Source organism: uncultured Azohydromonas sp. (assembly GCF_937926365.1).
GTDB lineage: Bacteria > Pseudomonadota > Gammaproteobacteria > Burkholderiales > Burkholderiaceae_C > Azohydromonas.
The window spans coordinates 112518-116983 of record NZ_CALAOH010000048.1 but is presented as its reverse complement, the minus strand read 5'-3'; the positions used below and the strand labels follow the sequence as shown (position 1 = coordinate 116983).

4 protein-coding genes are annotated in these 4466 nt (G+C 71.3%); 2 read left to right on the top strand and 2 right to left on the bottom strand.

Annotation, left to right across the window (positions count from 1 at the left end; genetic code table 11):
- A partial coding sequence (locus Q0741_RS04860; protein ID WP_298232062.1) for an ABC transporter ATP-binding protein occupies positions 1-1357 on the bottom strand: 1357 nt, incomplete at its 3' end.
- A gap of 16 nt (positions 1358-1373) precedes the next feature.
- Complete coding sequence (dbpA, locus tag Q0741_RS04855; protein ID WP_298232061.1) at positions 1374-2798, bottom strand: ATP-dependent RNA helicase DbpA; 1425 nt, start codon at positions 2796-2798, stop codon at positions 1374-1376.
- A gap of 295 nt (positions 2799-3093) precedes the next feature.
- On the opposite strand from dbpA, the gene Q0741_RS04850 reads away from it, so the two are divergent.
- Complete coding sequence (locus Q0741_RS04850) at positions 3094-4107, top strand: LLM class flavin-dependent oxidoreductase (RefSeq protein ID WP_298232060.1); 1014 nt, start codon at positions 3094-3096, stop codon at positions 4105-4107.
- Between the two features lie 7 nt (positions 4108-4114).
- Complete coding sequence (locus Q0741_RS04845) at positions 4115-4366, top strand: RNA-binding S4 domain-containing protein (protein ID WP_298232059.1); 252 nt, start codon at positions 4115-4117, stop codon at positions 4364-4366.
- The last annotated feature ends 100 nt before the right edge of the window (positions 4367-4466 follow it).

Genomic DNA, 4466 nt, shown 5'->3' with positions numbered 1-4466 from the left:
GCGAGGTGTCCTGCGTGACCATGCCGATCTGCGCGCGCAGGCTGTCCTGCGTCACCTGCGCGATGTCCTGGCCGTCGATCAGGATGCGCCCGCCCTGCACGTCATAGAAGCGCAGCAGCAGGTTCACCAGCGTGCTCTTGCCCGCGCCGGAGCGTCCCACCAGGCCGATCTTCTCGCCCGGGCGGATGTGCAGGTTGAAATCCGCCAGCAGCGGCTCGGCGGCGGGCCCTTCGGCGCCGTAGGCGAAGCGCAGGTGCTCGAAGCGCACCTCGCCGCGCGTGACGCGCAGCGGCGGCGCATCGGGCACGTCCACCACCGTGCGCGACTTGCTCAGGGTGTTGATGCCGTCCTGCACCGTGCCGACGTGCTCGAACAGCGAGGCCATCTCCCACATGATCCAGTGCGAGATGCCGTTGAGCCGCAGCGCCATGGCGGTGGCCGCCGCCAGCGCGCCGGCGCTGGCCTGGCCCTGCAGCCACAGCCACAGCGCCACGCCGGCGGTGCTGCCGATGAGGCCCATGCTCAGCGTGTGGTTGACGATCTCGAAGCCGCTGACCAGCCGCATCTGGCCGTGCACGGTGACCATGAACTCCTGCATCGCCGTGCGCACGTAGCCGGCCTCGCGCTGCGCGTGCGAGAACAGTTTCACGGTGGCGATGTTGGTGTAGGCGTCGGTGATGCGGCCGGTCATGAGCGAGCGCGCATCGGCCTGCGCCTTCGACACCTTGCCCAGGCGCGGCACGAAGTACCACAGCGCCAGGCCGTAGCAGACCACCCAGGCGGCGAAGGGCCAGATCAGGCGCAGGTCGAAGGCGCCGGCCACCACCACCACGGTGACGAAGTAGATGGTCACGAACACCAGGATGTCGCCCAGCGTGAACCAGGCCTCGCGCACCGCCAGCGCGGTCTGCATCACTTTCGTGGCGACGCGGCCGGCGAACTCGTCCTGGTAGAAGGCCAGGCTCTGGCCCAGCATGCGGCGGTGGAAATTCCAGCGCAGCCGCATCGGGAAGTTGCCCGCGAGCGTCTGGTGCTTGAAGGCCGTCTGCAGCGCCACCACCAGCGGGCTGAACAGCAGGATGGCCGCCAAGCCCAGCAGGCTCCACTTCTCGCGCGCCCACAGCTCCGAGGGCGGCACGCCGGCGAGCCAGTCCACCATGCGGCCGAGCATGCCGAACAGCAGCGCCTCGAAGGCGCCGATGACGGCGGTGAGCACCGTCATGCCCAGCAGCCACGGGCGCATGCCGCGCGAGCAGGTCCAGAGGAAGGCGAAGAAGCTCTTGGGCGGCGCGGGAGGCGGGGCTTCCGGGTAGGGATCGACCAGGCGCTCGAAGAAGGCGGCGAGGGAACGCAACACGGGGCCGGCCTCCTGCTCAGGCGTCCTGCGGCGCGTCCCGCAGCAGCCGCAGCTTCACGCGCCGGCCCTTGAGCTTGCCCTGGGCCAGGCGCGCCACCACGGCCGCGGCCACCTCGCGCGCCACCGCGACGTAGGTCTGGTAGTCGCCGACGTGGATGCGCCCGACCTGCGCGGCCTCCAGGCCGCCCTCGCCGGTGAGCATGCCCAGCACGTCGCCGGGACGGATCTTGTCCTTGCGCCCGCCCAGGATCTGGAGGGTGTGCATCGGCGGGCGCAGCGCTCCGCCGGGCGCTTCGGTCAGCGCATCGAGCTTTTCCCAGCGCGACTCGCGCCCCTGCTGCTGCTCGATCTGGCCGACGCGGCCCATCTCGTCGAGGCTGGCCAGGTTCAGCGCCAGGCCCGGCGCATCGGCGCGCCCGGTGCGGCCGATGCGGTGCACGTGCTGCTGCGCGTCGGGCGTGATCTCGACGTTGATCACCGCGTCCAGCCCCTGGATGTCCAGCCCGCGCGCGGCCACGTCGGTGGCCACCAGCACCGAGCAGCTGCGGTTGGCGAAGCGGATGAGCACCTGGTCGCGCTCGCGCTGCTCCAGCTCGCCGTGCAGCGCCAGCGCCTCGATGCCCTGCGCGCGCAGCACGTCCACCAGGTCGCGGCACTGCTGGCGCGTGTTGCAGAAGGCCAGGCTGCTGACCGGGCGGTAATGCGCCAGCAGCCGCGACACGGCATGCAGCCGCTGGTCCTCCGTGACCTCGAACCAGTGCTCGACGATGCGCCCCGGCGCGTGCTTCTCGGCGACCTTCACTTCCTTGGGCTCGCGCAGGAAGCGCTGGGCCAGCTTGGCGATGCCTTCGGGGTAGGTGGCGGAGAACAGCAGCGTCTGGCGCTGCCTGGGGCACTGGGCGGCGACGGCGGCGATGTCGTCGAAGAAGCCCATGTCGAGCATGCGGTCCGCCTCGTCCAGCACCAGGGTGGACAGCGCGTCCAGCTTGAGCGTGCCGCGCTGCAGGTGGTCCAGCAGCCGCCCGGGCGTGCCCACCACCACATGCGCGCCGTAGGCGAGGCTCTCGGCCTGGGGCTTGATCGGGCTGCCGCCGCTGAGGTTGAGCGCCTTGACGTTGGCCTCGGCGCGGGCGAGGCGGCGGATCTGCTGCGTCACCTGCTCGGCCAGCTCGCGCGTGGGGCACAGCACCAGGGCCTGCACCTCCAGCCGCGCCGCGTCCAGGCGGGTGAGCAGCGGCAGCGCGAAGGCGGCGGTCTTGCCGCTGCCGGTGCGCGCCTGCGCGATCAGGTCGTGCCCGGCCAGCGCCAGCGGCAGCGCCGCGGCCTGGATCGGGGTCATGGAGAGGTAGCCCAGCTGTTCGAGATTGGCCAGCAGCGCGGGCGGCAGCGGCAGTCGCCCGAAGCTCGGGCCGGCCGCCGTGGAGATGCTTGATTCGGTCATCGCGGTCATTATCCGGAGCCCCACCGGAGCGCACCGGCAAGGGCCTTGCCGGCAAGCCGGCAGCGGGGCTGGGGTAGATTGCCCGCCCTGCCCGTCCCACGCGGCGTTTCAGGCTCATGAAGCCGAACACGGAAAGCCCGTTCGTGCTGACCCTTCGATACCTCAGGGCAGGGTGCGCCCTGCGGTCGTATCGAAGCACGAACGGGCGCTGCGGCCAGGCGGCAGGGCTTCGACCAGCTCAGCCCGAACGGGATAGGTTCCTTCTTTTCTTCGCCGGCGCCTTGCCGGCCCACCCATGAAACTTTCAGTCCTCGACCAATCCGTCTCCCTGGCCGGCGCCGGGGAGGACGCGGCCCTGCGCGACACGCTGGAGCTGGCCGTGCATTGCGAGGCGCTGGGCTACCAGCGCTTCTGGTGCTCGGAGCACCACAACCTGCCGACCATCGTGGGCAGCGCGCCGGAGCTGCTGCAGGCGGCCATCGCCGCACGCACCTCGCGCATCCGCCTGGGCAGCGCCGGCGTGATGCTCCCGCACTACTCGGCACTCAAGGTCGCGGAGCAGTTCCGCGTGCTGGACGCGCTGGCGCCCGGGCGCATCGACCTGGGTGTCGGGCGTGCCCCGGGCGGCGACATGCGCACGGCCCGGGCCCTGAACCCCAACGCCTACGCCGCGGCGGAGAACTTCCCGCAGCAGGTGCAGGAACTGCAAGCCTGGGCCAGCGGCGCGTCGCACCAGGGCATCACGGCGCATCCGCGCCCGCCCGAAGGCGCCGGCGAGGAGCGCTCGCCCACGCTGTGGATGCTGGGCAGCTCGGACTACGGCGCGCAGCTCGCCGCGCACCTGGGGCTGCCCTACGCCTTCGCCTATTTCTTCATGGACGGCCAGGGCGTGGAGCAGGCGCTGCACCTCTACCGCAGCCTGTACCGGCCGAGCGCGCGGCATCCGAAGCCGCAAGCCACCATCTGCGTCTGGGCACTGGTGGCGGACACCGAGGAGGAGGCGCGGCACCACGCGCTGTCGCGCGAGCGCTGGCGGCTGGACCGCGCGCGCGGCGTGTTCGGCGCGCTGCAGCCGCCGGACGACATCGCCCGCCGCGGCTTCGACGACATCGAGCTGCAGCAACTCGCACCGATGAGGGCCAAGGCGTTCGTCGGCACGCCGGCCAGCGTGGGCGCGCAGTTGCGCGCGCTGGCCGCGGCGCTGGAGCTGGACGAGCTCGTCATCAACACCTGGGCTTTCGAGCCGGCCGTGCGCCGGCGCTCCTATGCGCTGCTGGCGCGTGAATTCAACCTGGAAAGTGCGGCCTGACATGCGCATGCAACACATCGATTTCGAGCTGCGCGGCGAGTTCATCCCGCTGGACGCGCTGCTGAAGGCCACGGGGCTGGCCGACAACGGCGGCGCGGCCAAGGCATTGGTCGCTGCCGGCAAGGTGCAGGTGGACGGCCAGCAGGAGCTGCGCAAGACGGCCAAGCTGCGCCCGGGCCAGGTGGTGGCGGTGGCCGGGGCACGGGTGCGCATCCTGCCGCCGGGGAGCGGCCCGGCGGTGGAGGCGAAAGCGGAATAGGCGCCGCGACTGCGCACTCTTATTCCAGCTCTTGATCGAAGCTGAAATATTTCCTTGTCATGCCCGCGAAGGCGGGCATCCACGCCGGCCGGGATGCCGC

Excerpts from the sequence above, each read along its gene's own strand:
- Q0741_RS04845 (WP_298232059.1), top strand. The coding sequence starts at position 4,115 with ATGCAACACATCGATTTCGAGCTGCGCGGCGAGTTCATCCCGCTGGAC.
- dbpA (WP_298232061.1), bottom strand. The coding sequence starts at position 2,798 with ATGACCGAATCAAGCATCTCCACGGCGGCCGGCCCGAGCTTCGGGCGA.
- Q0741_RS04850 (WP_298232060.1), top strand. The coding sequence starts at position 3,094 with ATGAAACTTTCAGTCCTCGACCAATCCGTCTCCCTGGCCGGCGCCGGG.